Source organism: Bacillus cereus group sp. MYBK95-2 (assembly GCF_051915225.1).
Taxonomy (GTDB): domain Bacteria; phylum Bacillota; class Bacilli; order Bacillales; family Bacillaceae_G; genus Bacillus_A; species Bacillus_A cereus.
In genome coordinates, this window is record NZ_JBQAEH010000007.1 from 1 (window position 1) to 22,298 (window position 22,298).

Consider the following 22,298-nt stretch of genomic DNA (forward strand, 5'->3'; position numbering starts at 1 on the left):
TACTTTAGTATAAAAGAATAAGATGGGACGCTGTATGCGATGAAAGTCGCACGTACAGTGTTAAGCGGGGGAAAAGATGGAGATAACTTCAAAGTCTTACCTATCGCAACTATTATAAAAAAATAGGTGACTCAACAATTGTGCTAGCCGAGTCACCTAGTACTATCGAACCAAATAATGTACTTTTTCTATATGTAGTTATGGGGAGTTCTTAGAGGCTAGCCCAATAGACAGTTAAGGGACAAATAAAATCATTTTAGAGAGTTTTACATTTTATTATGTTAATGCTACAACAGCAAGAGTTAAGCCCAACGTATTCAATGTATTAGAATATGGTCCTACATTAACAGTAAGAGTACTTGTTATACCTGGAGGTGTAGTGAAAATTGCGGGTGCTGATACAGAAGTGAATCCTGCAGTATATCCTAGAGAAGTACCTGAGCCAATGATAGGATTATTATTCAGATACATAGTTATACCTGCCGAATTACCTCCTGGTTGAATAATAACTTGCACTTCATAGATTGCCAAATAGGTTCTTCCACCTTCAAGTAAAACAGTTGTTGGTGGTGTGAATGAGATTGCCGTACCATTAGAATTTACCACGGTATCTAGTGGAATCGCAGAGTTTACAGAAATTATTGATGGGGTAGTTTGAACAACATTTAAACTGTTAGCCGTGGGAGATGGACAAGAACAAGGTTTGTGAATGTTAGAGTTGTTATCATTTTGGTAATTCACAAATAATCAAGCTCCTTTGCGTAAGATAATTTTTTATCTTATATAAAACGTAGCCTTTTTGTATCTAAGTTATTTTTAATAAGTTTTTAAAGATAAGTCGAATATTGTTGGTCAGTCGACTTTTGAAATTATTTGAAACTCTGGGATTTTAAAGTGCGTTTGATAAATATATATGAAAATTTTTTTAAGGACATTACTGTAAGTTAGGAAACATAATAAAAAACGGGAAAATGAGGGGAGTAAAAGGAAAAGAACCCTTTATATAAAGGGTTTTTCTGGTGATTTAATATATCAATCACATTCGTGGTAATATTCATCACATGAATCGTTATTATCGTTACAGCATATACAAAATGTTTTTTGAACAAATAAACTAACTACACTAGTAGAACCTTCCTGCTTTGTAAGAGTAAGACTTTGAAAATCTTCAACTTGAAATATTTTTGTTTGAACAGGTTGTAATGTAGTAGTAATTGGTACGCTAAATCTTCTTGTTAGAATAGTTACTTGAACGGGTGCACTCATACCGACAACGAATAACTGAATTAATGTTTTATTATGATTGTTTGTAAAATCCTCAAATACAGTTTGTGGAGCGGTGGTTTCAATGAAAACTGACACAGGTATATTTCCATTTGCATTTTCTGCAGAACCAGCTATCGTATGAGTTTCAATAAAACAGTTATTTTTTTGATTGTTGGAATGTGATTGGTTTTTATAATATTTTTTACCATCTTTATAAAAGTAATCAGCCATATGAATTTAAAGCTCCCTTCTTTTAGATATCTATATAGTCTATTTAATAAAGTGAAGTAGTGCTTGTACAACATAATAAAATCCGCTCTCGTAATTATCTAAAAATGTTATTTGGAAATTAAAGAGCGCCATTCAAGGCGCTCTCGGATAAACATTAATATTGAAAAAGAATACCACATTATATTTTATGCATGTTCTTAATAAATGTGTAGTTTTTTAGCAAAATCCTTATTTGAAAACAAGAAGCCCTAGAGTTAGGGCTCTAAGGCTTCTTATTTTGGTATTCTCACATGGTTTTTCAAAAAGAATAGAACATATTGAAGATAACATGTGAATGTTTCATAAATGTATCAAAAAAGTGAACAAAATTGCTAGTGGAGAAGAAGCAGAAATGAAGTTTCTAATACGTAAGTACGTGAAAGGTATTATTTCCAATGAATAAAATGCGCATGGGACACCTAATCATTATTTTATCGGGGGAAAAGAATATGTTATGAACTTGGTTGAATGAAAAAATGAAAATTTTACTTTTAGAGTGAAACTAAACAAAAACGCTATTTTATTAGAAAAGGAGGATGAAAATGGAGGTCCAGTTAATTCACGAACAAACATATAAAAGTCAGTATGATTTAGAAAATGCAGTAGAAAAATTCTACGATAGTCTCCCAGAAGAATTCGGAATGTTAGAGGACGAGGATATCAAGAAATTTGATCATATAAGCGGAGTATTTGAGGCGACGGCCGTAATGAAGAATGGTTTGAAATTGAAGGTAGAAATATTCTTTGCGGATTGATGCAGACGAAGATGAATCATGGGTTTGTAAAGCTTATCAAGTAGCTTAATAAAAACTTCATTTGAAAGGAAAGTGATCAAGGTGGAAGTTCAATATGATGCGCAGGGCCGAATGAAGTATCATCCCGATTACCATCCGAATCATAAGAAGCCGTATACAACGAAAGGATTAGCCTACATATATAAGTATTATGGATTCGGAAAGGTGAAGGAAATTGCTTTAGCATTAGGAAGAACGGAATTAACGATAAGGCAGCTAGTAAATACTCTCCGGAAGGAATGTTTGAAAAATATAAAACTATAGGTGAGTAATTACAATAAAAATTTCATTTTATAGAAATAAAAACCCTAGTTTCCTAGGGTAATGGTATAACAGCCAAATATATTTTATTCGTTTATATCGTAACTTAATATTACGTTAAATACATCAGGTAAATGAAACCAATTGTAGAAAATAAGAGTAGTTAACAAAAGCTAACTGCTCATCTCCAAGGGGGAACAAGGAGAAAATCTAATGTCATATATAGTATTGACGTAATATTTAGTTTTATTCGTGAAGAATTACATTTAACTTAATGCATAACCAACGATTAAAGTTAGTGTTAAAAACACTGATAATAACAATGTTAGCAGAACTGTTACTATGCTTCTAAGCATTGCTATCCAATTACCTGCTTTAGAGAAGCCTTTAATACCAGCAAAAAAAGTTCCTATTGAAAAAATGAGTACAAAAAATAAAGGGTGAAAATAAACGATATTTATAAACGACGCATTCATTTCAGGTGTGCATATTTCAAGATATATAAGAAAAAAAGCAATGCAAATGAATGAAAAAATAAAAGACCATAGATTTATATTATGCTTCATAGGTTGCTCCTTTGTTATCAAAATATTTCTATTAAATTGTAATAGAAAATATAGGAAAAATATAGTGGTTATAAATTGGAATGAATTTTTAAACAAAATAAGCCTTTTGTTTAAAGAAAAACAAGCTACCACGTTACAATAATTAGAAATATTTTCTAAGGTATCCTTAAGAGGGTGGGAATAGAAAGAATATCTTCGAGAGGAAAGGAATTAATTTATATTAGGAAATTGGTTGGGTAAATTAAAATAACCTAAATGTATACAAAGATATAAACTTATTAATAGTCATGACAATGAAGATTTTAAAACTGGTAAGATGGGGATATTTAGTTATTGTAAATGTGAAAAGTGCTGGAATTGTTCTAAAGGAAGGAATATCTGAAATATAAATATAATTGAGGGGAGTGAAATAATAATGGAAACTAGTACTTTTTTAGGGCTGTTCTGGGGATGGATGACGGTTATCGTATCGGGAATACTTTTCGTCCGTCCATCTGTGCTACGTGACTTAAAAAAATTAGTGGTTGAAGACAGAGGATTTGGTATTATGTATGGTTTTCTATCGATTTTCCTAGGATTAGGTACTGTAATTCTACATAATGTATGGGTATTCAACTGGCAGGGATTCCTAACGGTTATTGCATGGCTTGCATTATTAAAGGGAATTTACATAATTGCATATCCTGAACCCTCCAAGAAAACAGACTTTGAAGTAAGGATACTATCAACACGTATAGTACTCGCTATCATTGGTGCTTTGGCTTTATGGATGCTTATAGTAATCTATATAAAATAATCTTTTTTTAATAAATAAAAGAGCCTGATATGAGAGAAAAGGCCTTTTCAAAAATTGCATATGAGGAAAATCAATGTCAATACTTAATACCAATAAATTAGAATTAATTCCAGGTATTAAGTATTGAGAAATAAAAAATATTTAACGCAACAAAGTGGTTAACTTTATGAGCTAACCACCTGTTCCACAAAAGAAAATTAGGCCCTACAAGTAATAGATGTGTAATTTAAAGTTACAGTTATAGTGTAAGCGAGATTGAAAATGTTATACGAAAGTAATTTTGTTTAAAAGTTTTATTTTGTCATAAATAAAAGAGCATTTAGCCCAGCCTAACTGCTCGATACAGAGGTAATAGTCTAGCTACATAGATATTATATGCTGAGTTATTGATTTTATTTGTGTAAAACACAAAAGAGCAGCTAACAAAACCTAGCCGCTCTAAACAGTGATGTGTCTCTAGATGTAGTTGTAGTATAAACAGAACATTGAGTTTTATTCATGGGGAGATAGAAATGGGCTTGAAAATAGAATATAGTCCGGCTAGAAAACTAGAGGACACCAATTTTTAGAACTGCGATAAAATTGTTTTAAGAAATGGTGGTCTCTTTATTTTGAAAGGGGATTTAGGAAATGAAGGTATTAGAATAGAAATGGTTAATAAACGCATAGATTGATAAAAAGTAAAGGGCAAATCCCTTATGAGAATAAGGAATATTATCATTTTTGTTACTGTTTTCTTCTATCTTTATATATAATTAATTTGTATTTTATATATAAATTAGGAGGGAATTTATGACTACAAATAAGGACTACATTCGTTATATCCGGGGAAAAGTAGGGCATGATTTAATATTTCTTAATTTTGCTGGAGGTATTGTTTATAACGAACGAAATGAAATTCTTTTACAAAAACGGGGAGATAGAAATGAATGGGGTCTTCCAGGTGGTGCTATGGAACTTGGAGAATCTCTTGAAGAAACCGCTAAACGAGAAATATTTGAGGAGACAGGATTAAATGTTGAAGTTGAACATCTTATAGGTGTCTATTCTAAATATTCTGGTGAGTTTCCGAACGGAGATAAAGCTCAGACTATCACTCATTGTTTTCAATGTAAGCCAATTGGTGGAGAACTTACTGTAGATGGTATTGAGACTTTGGATTTGAAATACTTCCCAATTGACCAAACGACTTAAGAACATAAAATCAAATTTAGATGAGCAAAGCTATTTCAAGTGAATAGAATCCATTCTTTAAGAATACATAAAAAATATATATACAAGCGTAGTCTAATCACTACATCATTGGTGAAAGTAGAATTCTATAAATTTTTTGGAGGAAGAGATATGCAAAAAAAGGTTCTCCTGTTTACAGATTTAGGGATTGATGATGCCTTTGCTATACTGTACATCTTTTTTCGTAAAGACATTCAACTTGTAGGAATTGTGGCCGATTATGGAAATGTATCAAGAGAAAATGTAATAAGAAATATAAACTATTTAAAGTACATTGCGGGAAGAGAAGAAATACCTGTATTCCTTGGTGCTTCTGTACCGTTGACAGGTATATTAATTCAGTATTTCCCTGAGGTACATGGAAAAGTTGGATTAGGACCTATTATTCCACCTGAAATTTCATATCCAGTTTATCCTTTAAATGATATTTATCAAATTATAGAATCAAATTTAGAAGATCTTACCATTATCAATTTAGGAAGACTTTCTTCGCTAGCTACGACTTTTGTATTAAATTTAGAAACAATGCGAAATGTAAGAGAATGCATTTGCATGGGGGGAGCTTTTTTCTATCCAGGTAACGTAACTGCTGTGGCTGAAGCTAATTTTTACGCAGATCCTTATGCAGCAAACTTAATTTTACAGCATGCAAAGAACTTGACGATTATTCCTTTAAATGTGACTCAACATGCGATTGTTACACCCGAAATGGTCCAACAAATTGATGCATTTCATCGGAATACACAGGATCTTGCAGGACTCATCATCAAACCTATGTTAGATTATTATTATAATTTCTACTCCAAGTCTAATCCTGGTATAAGTGGAAGTCCTATGCATGATTTTGTAACGGTGTGGTATTTGCTGAATCAAGAGGCTGTTAGTCTTTCAAGGGTACCCATTAAAGTAATTCCTGATCAAGGGGAAGGATTTGGTCAAAGCATTGCAGACTTTCGTTTTGTTACTAATCCAGGCTATAAAACGCATAATGTAGCTTTTCAGTTTGATTATGAATGGTTCAAGAAGGATATTATGGAAACGTTCCTAAAGAAGAGAGTGTAACAGACTTTATTCACTTTACTTAACGTATAGAAATCCGACTTTTTTAGGTTGAAATTCTCTAACATACAAAGTTTCCCAATTGTTGGTACATTAAACTTTTAACTTGATGACTATGTTATTCTACCCCATTCTATACAGTTACTCATTTTTAATGTGTTGTGTAACTCAAAAGAGGAAGTGTTATGAAGCTATGAATATCAAGGGCTGTAGCATTTGACTTAGTTACACAAAATATAAGATATGGGTAAGTGAAGAAAAGGTATAAAAAAGGAGCATAGTTTGTCCAATAGATGTAATGCTCTATTACTATTAAGTTAAGAAATTCATTGTTTCCGATTAATTGCATCCGTTTTTTGTGATTGTTATTGATTTTAAAAAATAAAAAATCGCCTTATTAAAGGCGATTCATTTTGCATTCTTTTGATAAATAAATATCTTTTAAAATTAAATACAATGTTCTACATTAACATGTTTCTGGATCTTTGTCTTTTTTTCTAAGACCAAATAATCCTAGTAGTCCCAATAAACCAAGCCAAGCCCAATTATTATTTTTATTCTGATTATCATTTAAATCATTTGTCGTATTTACATTTCGAGTTCTCACATCATTATTAACTCTATTCATGTTATAGTCATTAACTCGAGTTGTAATTAGTACGAAACGTTCATAAAACCATTTTTAATATACATGATAATAGTATAAACTCTATATTTCCTTTAATAATTTAGGGCTATATCTTTTCTGCATTAGCCGCTTTTAACCACGCTTCGTAGAATTCTGTAACTGATGCATACCGTTCTGCACGATTTTCATTTACAGCACAATAGGCTACCTCATATAATTCCTTACTTGCTTCCCATTTTATAAAAGAACGATCTTTTTCGCCGCCTAAAAGTGAGAAAGCCATTGCTCCCATATTAAATACATTTGTTCTTTCATCAATTGTTGCATTTAGTTCAAATTCCTCTGGTGACATAAAACGGGAGGAACCCCATAGCCGGCCCATTCTATTTATGTAAGGTTTCTTACTGTATAAATCTATATCACAAATTTTTGTCTCGTTTGTATTAAAATTATATAAAATACTACCGTCATAAAAATCTATTGCTACATAGTTTTTCTTTTCTACATAACTATGGAAAGAAAAAATGGAATGTAAGGAATGAATTCGTTCTATAGCAGATAAATGCCTAAATTTATAAAATGGTGAGTTTGGATTTTTATATTTTTCAGGAGGTGGGAAACTCCAATGCGAATGAAGACATTCACCATCAAACCAATCGAAAATTAATACATATCCAGATTGGACTGGAAAATGATTAATTAGTCTTATGAGCGATTCATGCTTTAAATCTTCATAGATAGTAACTGAATTTTTTAGCCTTTTAATAGCATCACCCGTTGTTCCTTCATATGTAATTGTTTGTGCTCCTGCGTATTTGATAAATTTCTTATGCCCATCTTTTTCTACACCAAAACTTATATTCCCTGAATCTTGCTGGTCAAAAACTGCAAATACGGTCCCTAATTTAATAAGCCAATCAAAATTATGATATTCTTTTAATTGGAATGTTACGTTATTTAACTGAATTTCGACTGAATTATCTTTCATAGATTACCTCACATTTAATATAATTAAGTTGTACATTCCACTATTCGACATATTTTATGGAAATCCTATGCTAATAATATAAAATTTTATAAATATAATGATAAATACTTATAAAGAGGTGAATACAATGGATCAACAAATTGTTATTAAAGCATATCAAAAAGACTGGGGTGAAGAGTATATAAAAGAAAAAGAGAAATTTTGTTCCTTGTTAGGACAAGAAATAATTGCTGTTGAACATATAGGGAGCACAGCAGTAGAAGGATTAGGAGCTAAACCTCTTATTGATATGATGATTGGCGTAACAGAATTGCAAATAGCTGAAAAGTGGATTGAAGTTCTATCGGAAATTGGATATGAGTATGTTCCAAAAGATGCAACGAATTGGCGTTTTTTTAGAAAGGGAAAATGGAGAGCGGGTACTCATCATTTGCATATTTATATTTATAATAGTGATGAGTGGAGAAACAATATTTTATTTCGTGACTTTCTAATAAGCCATGAATGGGCACGTAAAGAATATAGAGAATTAAAAGAGAGGCTTGCTATTACATATGCTTTTGATCGTGTTTCATATACAAAGGCAAAAGCGCCGTTTATTCGAAAAATATTAGAATTGGCTAGAATTCAATAAATTTATAGATTCTTATCTAACTAGTTTTGAAACCTCTTCCTATACTTTTTATAGGGAGAGGATTTTTTTCATAACAAAATATATAATTTCTAATTATTGGAGGCAAACTATTTTATTTATTTTGATATTTCTAGTACATTGGAAATATTAAGGGGGAATTAAGCAATGAAAGCTATTGTACATCAATATGAAAAAGGATTAGAGGGGTTAGAATATAAATTTTCACCTGAGATAAGTCCTAATGCAGGTGAAGTGAAAATAAAGTTAAAAGCTGCAGGGTTGAATCATAGGGATTTATTTATTATAAACAATAGAAAAGAAATGGATCTACCATTAGTAATAGGTTCAGATGGCTCAGGAATTGTTACAGAAATAGGAGAAGGAGTTTCAAATATTACACTACATACAGAAGTTATTATTAATCCTAGTATTGGATGGGAACATGCTACTGAAGTACCGGAGTTACCGGAAGTACTAGGTGGGCCGAAAGATGGAACGTTTGCTGAATATGTAATTGTACCGGCTGAAAATGTAGTAGAAAAGCCGGCATATCTTACTTGGGAAGAATCAGGTGTTTTATCTTTATCCGCATTAACAGCATATAGAGCACTTTTTACAAAGGGTAGATTGAAGTGCGGTGAACATGTTTTAATTCCGGGAATAGGAGGTGGTGTAGCTACATTTGCCATGTTATTCGCGAAAGCAATCGGCGCAAAAGTGAGTGTTACTTCAAGGGTAGAGAATAAAAGGGAACTTGCTGAAAAATATGGTGCAGATATTTCTTTTAATAGTACCGGAAATTGGGAAGAGAGCTTACAAGGTGAAAAAGTAGATTTAATAATAGATAGTATAGGCCCGGCAACTTTCTTGAAATATTTTGATGTATTAAAACCAAATGGAAGAATCGTGAATTTTGGTGCAAGCTCAGGAGATAAAATTGAATTACCATTACGCGCGCTATTTTACAATCAAATTGATATTATGGGAACATCCATGGGTAGCCGTGAGGAATTTAATGAGATGATAAAGTTTATAGAAAAATATCAAATTAAACCAATTATTGATAAAGTTTACTCGTTAGAAGAGGCAATTCGAGCACTTAGCCGTATGGAACATGGAGAACAATTTGGAAATATTGTACTTCAAATGAATTAAAAAATATGATTTTGCAATTAGTATATTTAAATGAATATGTTATGTATTTCAAACATGAAAAAAATACGAACCGCCTTATTATAAAGGCTTACCGGCTTTATACATAAATAGCGTATAAAATTTGTTTAATAATTGTCACATGAGTAATAGTAAAATGAGAATTAGATGAAAAAAGTTTAAGCCTATTTTCATAATGGTATTGTATACTGTGTAAATCAAGAACACTTGTATGTAAGGAGAGAGTTTAATGAATTACACAGTATTTCAGTGGTTTAATAATTTTGCTGATTCATCCAAACTATTAGATACGTTAATGATTGCTATTACAAATAGCGCTGCATACGTAGCCGTTCTATTTATGTTTATCTTATGGTTTAATAATGGAAAGAAAGAAAAGGCAATTAGAAAACAATATACAGTTTTATATACGACGCTTTCGGTTATTATTGCATTATTAGTAAATGTTCTTATACACGCGGTATATTACCATCCGCGTCCGTTCGTATCACATGATGTACATCAATTAGTACCACATGCAGCAGATTCATCATTCGTTAGTGATCATTCTGTACTTGTATTTTCAATCGCCTTCGTATTTATTCTTAGAGGAGAAAAACTGAAATATATCGCGCTATTATGGGCAGTACTAGTCGGTATATCACGTATGTACGTAGGTGTTCATTATCCTTTAGATATACTTGGTGCAGCATTCTTAACACTTATTACGAGTGCTTTAGTAATGCAAAGTACACGTATGTTTGAACCAATAGCGAAACTTGTATTCAAAATGTATGCATTAGTAGCGAGACGAATTCCTTTCTTAGCGAAATATAACCATATCGCATAATTTTCCTATAAAAAGTTCCCCTTTGGACATCCAGAGGGGAATTTTTTTATAGGAAATACGAAAAGAGTTTAGAGTGCTCTGTAATCAAGTTGTACTAATTAATATTCTGAAATTTCACGCACCGTATTTTAAATATATAAAATAATAACACAAAATAACAACAGTTAGTTTTGCATTGTTTTAAAGGAATTAAAAAGAAAACTTCGAAACATATAGTATCGTAAACAAAAACTACAAATTTTAAAACGGATCTTCGTACGAATCCATTCCAAAAGAGAGGAGATAAGTATGCAAAAACTCCAAACGAATAAAGGCGCTCGATATATGATGATTGCTTTTATTGTTTTGTTTCTTATTATGATTTTGCGTATATTCTATATTCAGGCAGTAGGAGTCGTGCATAATGTGAATGTAAAGGATCTCGCGAATGAACAACATAATAAAAAAGGTGTTTTAGAAGCGAATCGTGGCACTATCTATGATCAAACCGGAAAGGTGTTAGTACAAGATTCTACAACGTATCGAGTTGTTGTGAATTTAAAAGGAAAAGATAAAGTGAAAAATAAAGATGAAACCGCACAACAATTAGCCGATGCGCTTGAAATTGATAAAGAAGAAGTATTAAAAAACTTTCATGAAGGGCGTACGCAAGTTGAAATTGGGAAAATTGGTCGGAACTTATCTAGGGAAAAGAAGGAAAAAATTAATGATTTAAAAATACCAGGTGTATCCTTTATGTCGGAAAAAGCAAGAGTGTATCCGAATGAAGACTTTGCATCTTATATACTTGGTTTTGCTAGACCAGATGATAAAGGGAATACGGAAGGGAAGTTTGGGCTTGAAAAGAGTTTGGATAAATATTTGCGCTCTACAAACGGGAATATAGAATATGTGGGTACACGAAGAGGGATTCCGCTTACAAATGATATAGGTAAAGTAGAACCAGCTAAAAATGGGAATAACGTATATTTAACGCTTGATAAACAAATTAATAGTTTTTTAGAAGAAGCGATGAATATAGCGCAAGAACATTATGATCCTTCTATGTTAATTGGTATTATTGCTGATCCAAAAACAGGAAAGGTTTTAGCGATGTCTAGTAAGCCTAGTTACAATCCTAATGTAGGTGATATCGAATACTTTTTAAATGATCCGATTGCAAATGCATATGAACCAGGTTCAACAATGAAAGTTTTTACGTTAGCAGCTGCCATTAATGAAGGTGTATATAACGGCAAAGAATATTTTCAATCTGGAAAATATTCCGTTGGTTCATCTGATATAAAAGATCATAATGGTGGATTTGGATGGGGATCAATTACATTTGATGAAGGTTTTGAAAGGTCATCAAACGTAGCTTTTTCTATTTTAGAAGATCAGTTACTGAAACCAAATAAATTTAAGCAATATATGAATAAATTTGGATTCAATCAAAAAACAGGAATAGATTTACCTGGAGAAAGTAAAAATACTTTATTATTAAATACGCAAATTCAACAGGTTACAACTTCTTTTGGTCAAGGTTCTACAGTAACTCCAATTCAATTAATCCAAGCGGCTACTGCTATAGCAAATGACGGGAAAATGATGCAACCATATATCGTTGATAAAGTTGTAAATCCAACAAACAAAGAAGTTATTATGGAAAATCAACCGAAAGAAATTGGGAATCCGATAAAAAAAGAAACAGCGGACAAGGTTAGAAGCTTAATGGAGCGTGTTATAACATCTTCAAAAGGAACTGGTACAATGTATAAAGTGGATGGTTATCCAATTGGAGGTAAGACAGGAACAGCACAAATCCCGAATCCTGAAAATGGCCGATATATGGAAGGGAAAGAGAATTACATTTTCTCCTTTTTAGGAATGGCTCCAATTGACGATCCGGAGTTAATCGTATACTTAGCTATTAAGCAGCCAAAGTTAAAAGGAGATGAGTATGGAGCTCAGCCTCTTGCTGAAATATTTAAACCTGTTATAAAAAACAGCCTTGAATATTTAAAGGTGAAACCGTATACAGAAAAACAAATAGCTGATGCAGCGAAACAATCTCAATTAAAAGTACAAAATTATGTAAATCAATCGATGGATACAATAGAGAAAAGTGTAGAAAAAGAGAAGCTACAGCCGGTAATTTTAGGAGAAGGAAAAATAATAAAACAATATCCACAGTCTGGCGAGGTAATGAGTGAAGGTGATCGTATATTTTTATTAGGGAATAACGCACAAATGCAAAATGTAAAAGGGTGGTCCATGCGTGATGTTATGTATTTCTCTAAACTTTTGAAATTAGATTTGAAAACTTCTGGTACGGGTTATGTAACGAGTCAAAGTATTGAAAAAGGACAAGATTTACAAGAAGGAGATATACTAGAAGTAGAATTAGAACCGCCGTTACAACCGTTAACAGAGGCGAATACGAATTAATCCAGGCATTTGGAAGGAGCTGTATGCAAATAGCTCTTTCTTTAGAGTTGCGAGTAATTTCACGCACCGTAATTTTTAGAAAAAATAATAAATAAAAGAACTAAAAGTGACACGTTGTTAAATATCTGATTATTTTTTATTTACAGTTAAATGTATGTGTGATAATATGGAAAAAATCAAATGCAGTGAAGAGAAGAGTAAATAAAATGAATTTTTCACAGAGAGCTCCATTTAGCTGAAAAGGAGTAAAAATTCTTTATTGAACCAAGCCTCTGAGCAGCACATCGGAACCTATTATTAGGGGATGGTGTGACGGGAGCTCCCGTTATAGAGCTATGGTATAAGCATGAATTAGAATGCAGTACCTGATAAGGTTAGTATGGTGACATATTAACAAACTAGGGTGGCACCGCGATGATAAATCTCGTCCCTAAGATTAAAAGTCTTGGGGGTGGGATTTTTTTATTGTTGTAAAACAATTTTGAAAGCGGGGGCCAAAAATGAAAAATTTACTTAAAGATTGGAAATATCCTTTATTACTATTGTCCGGAGTTGGTATTGCGAATTTAGGGGCATGGATTTACTTAATAGCACTGAATGTACTTGTCTATAATATGGGTGGCTCAGCCTTAGCTGTTGCTACTTTATATGTAATAAAACCATTAGCCACTTTATTTACAAACGCTTGGTCTGGGAGTATGATTGATCGTTTAAATAAACGAAAATTAATGATTCACCTCGATATATATCGTGCGTTATTTATCGCCATTTTACCTTTACTTCCGTCACTTTGGATTGTTTATGTATTCGTATTCTTTATAAGTATGGCCAGTGCAATTTATGAGCCAACTGCTATGACGTATATGTCGAAATTAATTCCAGTAGAGCAAAGACAACGTTTCAACTCATTACGTACTTTAATAGGATCGGGTGCATCATTAATTGGTCCAGCGATAGCAGGGGTTTTATTAATTGCGAGTACACCTGAGTTTGCTATATATATGAATGCTATAGCATTTCTCTTATCAGGATTCATTACATTACTTTTACCTAATCTTGATAAGAAAGAAGCTTCGGATACAACAAGTAATACATTATCTCTTACAGTATTAAAAAAAGATTGGAACACTGTTATAAATTTTAGTAGAAAACATGTGTATGTCGTATGTGTGTATTTCTTATTTCAAAGTATGTTCGTATTAGCAACTGCTACTGATTCACTTGAACTATCGTTTGCGAAAGAGGTATTACTACTAACAGATAGTGAATATGGTTTTCTAGTTAGTATAGCTGGTGCAGGATTTATTTTAGGTGCCATAACAAATACAATTTTGTCAAAAAAATTAGCACCTTCATTTCTAATTGGAATAGGATCACTATTCATCGCAATTGGTTATTTAATTTATGCTTTTTCAAATGTATTTTTAATAGCTGCTATTGGATTCTTTATTTTATCTTTCTCTATGGCATATGCAAATACAGGATTTTATACATTTTACCAAAATAATGTTCCCGTTCATATAATGGGACGGATCGGGAGCATATATGGACTTGTTATTGCGTTAGTAACAATCTTTATTACAATACTATCTGGTGTTGCGACTCAGTTCATTTCTATACAACTTGTAGTTATTGTAGGGTCATTAATAATGTTATTTATTACTATCGTCTTGTGTGTGTTTACTTTATTCCCATCACAATCTAAGTTGTATTCTACTGAGTCAATAAAGTGAAAATTTAATCAGTGGGGGTCTTACTGCTCATAAATAGCGGGATAAATTTGAAATGAACTTTGTGTTTTCATTAATAATTTATCGTATTTAATAAGAGGGTTCTTTCCTCTTTATATGGAAAAATTAATAAGAGGAAAGAACAATACCGAAAGATAAGGGTGGTTGTCGTGATAAAAACAAAAGATGAAATTGATAAAATTGTAAAAGAAATACAAAAGAAAATAGATTTCTCTGGAGTAGTTTTAGTAAAAAAAGAAAAAGATTTAGTCTATGAAACAGCATTGGGTTACGCAAACCAAAGTGAATGTATAAACAATACGATACAAACAAGATTTGGCATTGCCTCAGGATGTAAAATCTTCACTGCAATTGGCATCTGTCAACTTGTTGAAAAAGGTGTTATTTCTTTTCATACAAAATTAAAAGATTGTCTAGAGATAAAATTTCCAAACTTCGATGAAGATATTACAATACATCAACTACTAACGCATAGTGCTGGTATACCAGATTATTTTGATGAAAGTATTATGGATAACTTCGAAGACCTTTGGAAACAAACACCTATGTATCTACTAAAGAGCGTAAAAGACTTTTTACCATTATTTCAAAACAATAATATGATGTTTGCACCTGGAAATAAGTTTCACTACAACAACGCAGGTTTTATTATACTTGGATTAATAATAGAAAAACAGACGGGACTTAAATTCACGGAGTATATAGAAACAAACATTTTTAATCCTGTTGGTATGAATGATTCTGGCTATTTTTCGTTAGATAGATTACCAAGACATACAGCTCTAGGATATATAAAGGACGAAACCAACCAAAATTGGAGAACAAACGTCTACTCTATACCAATAAAAGGAGGAGCTGATGGAGGTGCATATGTTACTGCACCAGACATGCTGAAATTTTGGGCGGCACTATTTAATAATGAAATTTTAGGAAAGGAATATACAAGGTTACTTTTAACTCCCCAAATTCAAGTAAATGATAAACAATCTTACGGATATGGAATATGGATTGAAACACGAGAAAACAAGGTATTCAAATATCATGTAATGGGATATGATCCAGGCGTCAGTTTTCGCTCGGCTATATATCCAGAATTAGGAATCACTTTAGTTATTCCATCGAATAAAGGGGCAGGACCCGAAAAATTAATGACAGAAATAGAAAGAGCTTTTTAATTATATGGATATAAAAGAAGAGATACGAAAATAATTTAAACGGGTTCATGCTTGTTTCTGTTTTGAAAAATATTTTAGTTAACGAGGAACCCTTTATTTATTAAATAAGGGGTTTTTGTAATTCTGCACAATTACATATAATTATATGGATTTTTAAATTAAAAAACATTACTATATAATTGTAAATTTTAATTATTACTTCATATGAAAGGATGTGTTAACAATTTGTATATGATCAACGGTAGTTTGTTTATTATTTTAGGGGTTATTTGTTATTTAATTGTATGTGGAATATTAATTGGTACCAAAAATAAAAAACATGTGATTTGGTGGAAAGAAATAATAAGTTTTTTATTCGTGGTCTACATTTGTATGGTTGTTGCAGTAACTTTATTCCCTTTACCAATCGGTTTTCCTTCTAATATTGAAAATCTGAATCGCTCGGTCAATATAATTCCATTTGCATCAATTATTAAAGACATCAATCAAATTGGTAGTGCTTATGATGGGGATGCCCAATTTATGATTGGTCTAATTGTAAGAAATGTAGGCGGGAATATTTTATTATTAATGCCTTTAGGATTTTTAGCACCAATTTTATGGGATAAATATAAAAAGTTCAAAAATACTATTTTATTAGGATTTACTATATCAGTTAGTATTGAATTGCTACAATTAATTCAGTCTTTATTTAGTGGAGTGAGACGTATTACTGATATTGATGATGTTATCTGTAATGTTATAGGTTCTATTATTGGATATTCTATTTATAATATCTTTTTAAAAGCCATTAATAAATTTAACATTCGAGTGTTGGGTAAAACTAATTCTAAAGGTGTGGAATTAGTTGATAAATAGGAGTTTAAACGAGTTATTAAAGGCGTACGAGTAAAAAGTACGTCTTTTTATTTTTATAAATAATGCTTAAGGCTGATGAGAAATCACATTTTCCATCTTACACTTGAAAGTAGCTATCGTATTTCAAGTATGGAATGAAAAGAGGAGAATATAATTTTTAAAGATAAACAAGTTTATAGGAGGATTCTAAATGGATATTTTACTTGTTGTTCTTATTATTGTTTTGATGCAAAGTAAAGAACGAAAAGTGAAAATAAACCGTATTTGGCTCATTCCGGCTTTGTTGTGCTTTGTAACAATCCAGTCCATTATTCATATGGGACAAATAACATCCCTTGTTTAACATTGCTAAGAACGGTAATACTAATTAACATTGAACTTTTACAACAAGGGATGATAATATGATATACATTTACACAGACTTCGGCGGTACTCATACAACTTCACTTGCTGCAGCGTATCATTTAAATAAATTACCAACGGATCGTAAGTTAACGAAAGAAGAAATTTTGAATGTAGATTACTTTAATAAATTGAAAACAGAAGATATGGGAAAAATTATTTTTCATGGAATCGATGAACATGGTCATCCTGTATATACGATTGGATGTGGCGCATCAAAAGTTGTTGTACCAGCGATGAAGCATTTAGGAGAAATCTTGCAAAAACATTATCAAAGTCATGAAAAGATTATTTTTTCTAATACATCACCAACCGTACCTTTACCAATGACTTTCGGTGGGCTGTTTTCTAGAAGGTTCCATATCGATTTTATTGGTGTACCGTTACTCGTATGGGGAGCAAAAATTTGCTGTGATAATATACAAAGGCTTGTTAGTTATACAAAAGAAGCTGGCCGATTAACGAATGATTATGTTGTAATTTTAGATAATGAAACTTTTAAATAGTATATGATAACAAGAAAATCGAGCAAATTCCTTGATTTTCTTTTTTATTTGTGAAATAGACAAGAAATAGTCACATTTAATATACATCTACTATAGCCAAAACAATAAAGTCCTGTTACTATTACAGGGATATTCTCTTTTCATAACATAAATATATAGAAAAATTAGAAAAGAGGAATTGAATTAAGGGAGGAACAACATGAAGCGTGTTGCTTGGATTACTGATAGTACAACTGCGAATTTTACAACAGAAGGAGATAACTTTGTTATCCCAATCGAAGTTATTATTGATGGAATTTCGTACAAAGATTGTGAAGAAGGTGTACGTGAACGTGTTTATAATGCGTTAAACGAAGGTAAAACAGTCACTACTTCACAACCTAATATTGGAGAAATGGTAGAGTTATTTACGAAATGCAAAGAAGAATATGAAGAAGGATTTGCAGTTGCTATTAGCGGAAAAGTAAGTGGAACCTATCAAAATATGAAGTTAGCTGCAGAAATGGCAGGTTTTCCATTAACGGTATTAGATAGTGAAACAACAAGTTATCCAATGGATGAACTAATTAGAAAAGCAAAATCGTTATACAATGATGGTATGACTTTACAAGATATACACAAAACATTAGTAGATGAAAAAAGAAGACCTTTTCATGTATTCCCAAAGAGTTTAAAAGGTCTATATGCAAGTGGCCGTGTAAAGGGCATGCAATTTTTACTTGGAAGTTTATTAAGTGTTAACTTAATATTAGAAGTAAAAGGTGGAGAGCTTTTACTTGAAAAGAAAGTTCGTAAAATCCAAAAATGTCGAGAATATATTAAAAATGAACTTGAAAAAGAATTACCAAAAGTACTTCACATGTTCCATGCTAACGATAAAGCTGGAGCTGAAGAATGGATTGCAGATATTAGACAAGCATTCCCTGAAATGGATTTCAAATTATATCCATTACCAATTTCATTTGCGGTTCATGCAGGTGAAGGAACAATAGCAATTAGTTATTAAGAAGAAAACCCGTGAATAATTCGCGGGTTTTTTTATTTATAAATGGTGCACACCACGCCACCATCAAGTTGAATTTTTATAGCACTCTAGAACGAAATTTGTGTTAACTCGAAACAAAAATCTTATTTTATCGTTTTTTGGGAGCAACCGCAATTTCTTGACTTGATTTGAGATTAAAAATATAAACCTTTTCCTACTGGCTGAACAGTTTCTAGTACAATATCAACCATTTCTTCATTAAGTAGGGTCCTTATAATCCAAGCTGATAGTTCTTGAGCAGCAAAACAACCCGCGGCAGTCGAGATATTTCCTTCGTTTACGAAACTTTGCTCAATAACGTCTACATCAAATTCTTTTAGCTGTTCTACTGCGGAGGGATATGTAGTAGCTTTTTTACCAGTTAGTAATTTTTTAGCTCCTAATAGTAGTGAACCAGAACACATAGATCCTATTAATTGTCTTTGAGGATCTACATGAATGCTATTAATATATTGTTGATTTTTATATAAATCCTTTACACCTTTACCACTTGCAAATATTACAGCGTCGGCAAAAGGGATATCAGATATGCTTCCTGTCATGGGAATACGCAAGCCAGACATAGATATATGAGTTTCTGCCGTTCCTAAAAGCTGGACATCCCAATCAGAAATACCACCGACTAAACGTACACGATTTAATAAATCCCATGGTAGAAAAACATCTATATCGGTAAAGTTATCGAAACAGACTATTGCAATTTTCATTTTCTAACCCTCCACTTATGTATATCATTTTATTAATAATATAAACATCTCTTTTTTATGTTCTATATGCAGTTATAAATCCCTGTATATTACACGTATATGAAGGAGGTGTAGTGATTTTTTAACTCCTCTAAACATAAAAAGATATAAAATCTTTTTCTTGGTTTCTATCGATTTTTTGTACAAAACCAAGATCTGTAACAATAACTCGTAAGGTATTGGGGATGAAAACCTTTAAAATTCTCAAGGAAATGGGTGTAATTTATTACACATACAAATAGAAATAAAAACGTCATCCTTTCTTATGAATTCTCAGATAGAAACACGTTTTTCGTTTTTTTTTTTGGCATTTTTTCATTAGCTTGCTAATCTATATATAATATGATTTTTATAATTTCCCTAAAATAATTTTGACGTATTTATTTTTTCAATATAAAATAATATTCATCCAAATTTAACCAACAGTATATAAAAGATGTATCTTTTTATATGCATAGGTATAAATCTCTTTAGTTTTAAGGGAAACGGTTAATATGAAAGTAAAGAAACTAGTTACGCTTGCAGTACCATTTATGCTATTATACGTGTCAGTTCAATTAACTAGAATTCTTCAAGGCCATTTCAGCAACTGAACGAAATCGGACTGGATATTAATTTCGAGAAAAAGTTTCCATATAAACAAAGTATTGTAATAAACCCCGAAAAATGTTAGAGGGTATACAAGAAGGTGACATCATTTATGTTACGGACTTAACTCGAATTACTCGTAGTACAAAAGATTTATTTGAATTAATCGATAACATACGGAGTAAAAAGGCAAATTTAATATCCTTAAAAGATACATGGCTAGATTTATAAGAAGATAATCCCTACATCCAATTCTTAATTACTGTTATGGCGGGTGTAAACCGATTAGAACGTGATCTTATCCGTATGCGATAGCGTGAAGGCATTGAACTAGCTAAGAAATAAGGAAAGTTTAAAAGTCGGTCAAAGAAGTACCATAAAAATCATGCAGGAATGAATTATGCAGTAAAGCTTTATAGAGAGGGAGATATGACTGTAAATAAAAAATTATGAAATTACAAATGTGTCTAGGCCTCATTATATAGAAAGCTATCGGAAAGGAACAGTTGATGAGTTATACCAAATATCGGAAATATATAATAGAAAATAAGTTTCATATAGAGGTGAAATTATATGCCTAAAATTGACAATATGCTAGCAATTCTATGGATGCTACGTTCAGGTGAAAAAATTACTGCAAAACAGATTTCAGAAAAGTTAGAGATAAATATAAGGACTGTGTATCGTTATATTGATACAATTTCAACTAGTGGCGTACCTATAATTTCAGAACCAGGCCATAACGGTGGATACACTTTATTGAACAATTTTGTAGAGGCTCCTCTTTTTTTTGATTTTGAGGAGCAAACTTCACTATTTCACGCTGCTGTTTTTGCAGAAGAAGCCGGATATTATGGAGGTGAAGCGTTAAATAGGGCCATTTCAAAACTAAGTAAATACTCAAATCAAGAGCAGGAAACAAAAATAAACCAACATTTAACTAGTCTTGAAGTAATAAGTCGATTAAATTCACTCTCTGTAGAAACTTTTTTGAAGGAGTTGGAGCAGGCCGTAGCTGACGGGTACTCAGTAAAAATTCTTTACCATAAAAGTGGCGAAAAGCAATTAAATTATAGATTGGTCGATCCATACAGAATTATCTATTGGAATAATAAATGGTATATGATTGGATTTTGTCATCTTAGGAATGATATACGTAGTTTTAGAGTAGATCGAATTGAAAGTTTAATGTTAACCGAAAATAAGTTTAACCAGCCAGAAAATTTTTCAGCACGTGACTTTTTTATAAAAAGTCTTCTTCCACCTATAGAAGATAAGGAAATTATTATTTCTTTGGTTATTAATGGGGATAAAAGTGTATTGGCTGATATTTGCCAACATTGGTTTTTAGGACATTATTTACAAGAACGGACTTCAAATCAAGCAGTGTTTCTTCTTGAAAAAGACATGATACACACATATGTACCTTATTTACTTTTACCGTACAATAAATCTATTAAAGTTATTGAGCCAATAAGTCTTAAGAATAGAATTATTGAAGTTCTGTCTGAATTAATAAAATTTCATCAAGTATGATAACTTCCCTGACGTTAACTGTCAGGGAAGTTATATTATAATAGCTATATAAATTGTGATTGGAGTGTTATTAGATGCAAACAAAAAAAGCTTTTTTATATGTATTTAATACAATGTCGGACTGGGAATATGGATATTTAATTGCTGAACTAAACTCAGGAAGATATTTCAAAAAAGATTTAGCACCTTTAAAAGTAATTACAGTAGGAGCTAATAAAGAAATGATTACTACTATGGGAGGACTGAGCATAAAACCAGATATTTCCCTTGATGAATGTACTCTTGAGAGTAAAGATCTTTTAATTTTACCCGGAGGGACTACTTGGAGTGAAGAAATTCATCAACCTATCTTGGAAAGAATTGGCCAAGCTTTAAAGATTGGCACTATTGTTGCTGCAATTTGTGGTGCAACTGATGCCCTCGCGAATATGGGATACTTGGATACTAGAAAGCATACAAGTAATAACTTAGAATATACTAAAATGGTATGTCCTAACTATAAAGGAGAAAAGTTCTATGAGTTGGAATCTGCGGTATCTGATGTGAATTTAGTTACTGCATCAGGAATAGCTCCTCTGGAATTTGCAATGGAGGTACTTAAAAAAATAGATGTATTTACACCAGATGCATTACATTCATGGTATAACCTAAATAAGACTTATAAACCTGAATACTTCTTCCAGTTAATGAATTCAATAAAGAAATGAAATAACTAAAAAGCTCAATTTCTCTATTTTGATTTGCAGAGAAGTTGGGCTTTTTAATTT

General features: G+C 31.8%; 19 protein-coding genes, 5 pseudogenes and 1 other annotated feature. Of the genes and pseudogenes, 18 read left to right on the forward strand and 6 right to left on the reverse strand.

What is annotated here, in order from left to right:
* Positions 1-276: 276 nt before the first annotated feature.
* Positions 277-741: a hypothetical protein gene (locus tag ACTFN4_RS21095; RefSeq protein ID WP_025710270.1), complete on the reverse strand. Its 465-nt coding sequence runs from the start codon at positions 739-741 to the stop codon at positions 277-279.
* Between the two features lie 291 nt (positions 742-1,032).
* Entirely contained in the window at positions 1,033-1,497 is a 465-nt protein-coding gene (locus ACTFN4_RS21100; RefSeq protein ID WP_439962743.1) for an exosporium protein D, read from the reverse strand.
* Positions 1,498-2,078: 581 nt separating this feature from the next.
* Between ACTFN4_RS21100 and ACTFN4_RS21105 the strand changes: the two are divergent.
* Positions 2,079-2,340: pseudogene (locus tag ACTFN4_RS21105) on the forward strand (hypothetical protein).
* A gap of 32 nt (positions 2,341-2,372) precedes the next feature.
* Positions 2,373-2,602 (forward strand): annotated as a pseudogene (locus ACTFN4_RS21110) (DNA-entry nuclease).
* Positions 2,603-2,857: 255 nt separating this feature from the next.
* Here the strand turns inward: ACTFN4_RS21110 and ACTFN4_RS21115 are convergent.
* On the reverse strand, positions 2,858-3,157 hold the full coding sequence (locus ACTFN4_RS21115; protein ID WP_025710268.1) for a hypothetical protein: 300 nt from the start codon (positions 3,155-3,157) through the stop codon (positions 2,858-2,860).
* 415 nt (positions 3,158-3,572) lie between these two features.
* On the opposite strand from ACTFN4_RS21115, the gene ACTFN4_RS21120 reads away from it, so the two are divergent.
* From ACTFN4_RS21120 to ACTFN4_RS21130, 3 genes and pseudogenes are all read left to right on the forward strand, one after another.
* Positions 3,573-3,953, forward strand: coding sequence for a hypothetical protein (locus ACTFN4_RS21120; RefSeq protein WP_000450247.1), 381 nt, complete (start codon positions 3,573-3,575; stop codon positions 3,951-3,953).
* 792 nt (positions 3,954-4,745) lie between these two features.
* Positions 4,746-5,138, forward strand: a pseudogene (locus tag ACTFN4_RS21125) (NUDIX hydrolase); the annotation flags it as partial.
* Positions 5,139-5,297: 159 nt separating this feature from the next.
* Positions 5,298-6,248: a nucleoside hydrolase gene (locus tag ACTFN4_RS21130; RefSeq protein WP_001170283.1), complete on the forward strand. Its 951-nt coding sequence runs from the start codon at positions 5,298-5,300 to the stop codon at positions 6,246-6,248.
* A 463-nt stretch (positions 6,249-6,711) separates the two neighbouring features.
* Here ACTFN4_RS21130 and ACTFN4_RS21135 read toward each other — a convergent pair.
* Together ACTFN4_RS21135 and ACTFN4_RS21140 are read right to left on the reverse strand one after the other, a co-directional pair.
* Positions 6,712-6,900 (reverse strand): annotated as a pseudogene (locus ACTFN4_RS21135) (WGxxGxxG family protein); the annotation flags it as partial.
* A gap of 79 nt (positions 6,901-6,979) precedes the next feature.
* A complete protein-coding gene (locus ACTFN4_RS21140; protein WP_439962744.1) occupies positions 6,980-7,861 on the reverse strand; it encodes a protein kinase domain-containing protein in 882 nt (293 codons plus the stop codon).
* Positions 7,862-7,988: 127 nt separating this feature from the next.
* Between ACTFN4_RS21140 and ACTFN4_RS21145 the strand changes: the two genes are divergently transcribed.
* From ACTFN4_RS21145 to ACTFN4_RS21190, 10 genes are all read left to right on the forward strand, one after another.
* On the forward strand, positions 7,989-8,495 hold the full coding sequence (locus ACTFN4_RS21145) for a GrpB family protein (RefSeq protein ID WP_000372673.1): 507 nt from the start codon (positions 7,989-7,991) through the stop codon (positions 8,493-8,495).
* A gap of 165 nt (positions 8,496-8,660) precedes the next feature.
* Positions 8,661-9,650, forward strand: coding sequence for a zinc-binding dehydrogenase (locus tag ACTFN4_RS21150; RefSeq protein WP_000644511.1), 990 nt, complete (start codon positions 8,661-8,663; stop codon positions 9,648-9,650).
* Between the two features lie 247 nt (positions 9,651-9,897).
* Positions 9,898-10,497, forward strand: a complete 600-nt coding sequence (locus ACTFN4_RS21155) for an undecaprenyl-diphosphatase (protein WP_001110124.1) — start codon at positions 9,898-9,900, stop codon at positions 10,495-10,497.
* Positions 10,498-10,785: 288 nt separating this feature from the next.
* Positions 10,786-12,924, forward strand: coding sequence for a penicillin-binding protein (locus ACTFN4_RS21160; protein WP_439962745.1), 2,139 nt, complete (start codon positions 10,786-10,788; stop codon positions 12,922-12,924).
* 176 nt (positions 12,925-13,100) lie between these two features.
* Positions 13,101-13,359, forward strand: a binding site (T-box leader).
* A gap of 65 nt (positions 13,360-13,424) precedes the next feature.
* Complete coding sequence (locus ACTFN4_RS21165) at positions 13,425-14,657, forward strand: MFS transporter (protein WP_439962747.1); 1,233 nt, start codon at positions 13,425-13,427, stop codon at positions 14,655-14,657.
* Positions 14,658-14,824: 167 nt separating this feature from the next.
* On the forward strand, positions 14,825-15,850 hold the full coding sequence (locus ACTFN4_RS21170; protein WP_439962748.1) for a serine hydrolase domain-containing protein: 1,026 nt from the start codon (positions 14,825-14,827) through the stop codon (positions 15,848-15,850).
* Positions 15,851-16,075: 225 nt separating this feature from the next.
* A complete protein-coding gene (locus ACTFN4_RS21175) occupies positions 16,076-16,708 on the forward strand; it encodes a VanZ family protein (RefSeq protein ID WP_157673786.1) in 633 nt (210 codons plus the stop codon).
* A 190-nt stretch (positions 16,709-16,898) separates the two neighbouring features.
* Entirely contained in the window at positions 16,899-17,051 is a 153-nt protein-coding gene (locus ACTFN4_RS21180; RefSeq protein ID WP_000353713.1) for a hypothetical protein, read from the forward strand.
* A gap of 58 nt (positions 17,052-17,109) precedes the next feature.
* On the forward strand, positions 17,110-17,616 hold the full coding sequence (locus ACTFN4_RS21185; RefSeq protein ID WP_000639421.1) for a DUF3189 family protein: 507 nt from the start codon (positions 17,110-17,112) through the stop codon (positions 17,614-17,616).
* A gap of 199 nt (positions 17,617-17,815) precedes the next feature.
* Complete coding sequence (locus tag ACTFN4_RS21190) at positions 17,816-18,622, forward strand: DegV family protein (RefSeq protein WP_243821030.1); 807 nt, start codon at positions 17,816-17,818, stop codon at positions 18,620-18,622.
* Between the two features lie 173 nt (positions 18,623-18,795).
* Here the strand turns inward: ACTFN4_RS21190 and ACTFN4_RS21195 are convergent, their stop codons facing one another.
* Positions 18,796-19,368 (reverse strand): DJ-1/PfpI family protein, encoded by a 573-nt coding sequence (locus tag ACTFN4_RS21195; RefSeq protein WP_087875417.1) that lies wholly within the window; start codon positions 19,366-19,368, stop codon positions 18,796-18,798.
* 568 nt (positions 19,369-19,936) lie between these two features.
* On the opposite strand from ACTFN4_RS21195, the pseudogene ACTFN4_RS21200 reads away from it, so the two are divergent.
* From ACTFN4_RS21200 to ACTFN4_RS21210, 3 genes and pseudogenes are all read left to right on the forward strand, one after another.
* A pseudogene (locus tag ACTFN4_RS21200) lies at positions 19,937-20,505 on the forward strand (recombinase family protein).
* A 63-nt stretch (positions 20,506-20,568) separates the two neighbouring features.
* Entirely contained in the window at positions 20,569-21,531 is a 963-nt protein-coding gene (locus tag ACTFN4_RS21205; protein WP_152122413.1) for a helix-turn-helix transcriptional regulator, read from the forward strand.
* A 74-nt stretch (positions 21,532-21,605) separates the two neighbouring features.
* A complete protein-coding gene (locus tag ACTFN4_RS21210) occupies positions 21,606-22,238 on the forward strand; it encodes a type 1 glutamine amidotransferase family protein (RefSeq protein WP_048567649.1) in 633 nt (210 codons plus the stop codon).
* Positions 22,239-22,298 lie beyond the last annotated feature (60 nt).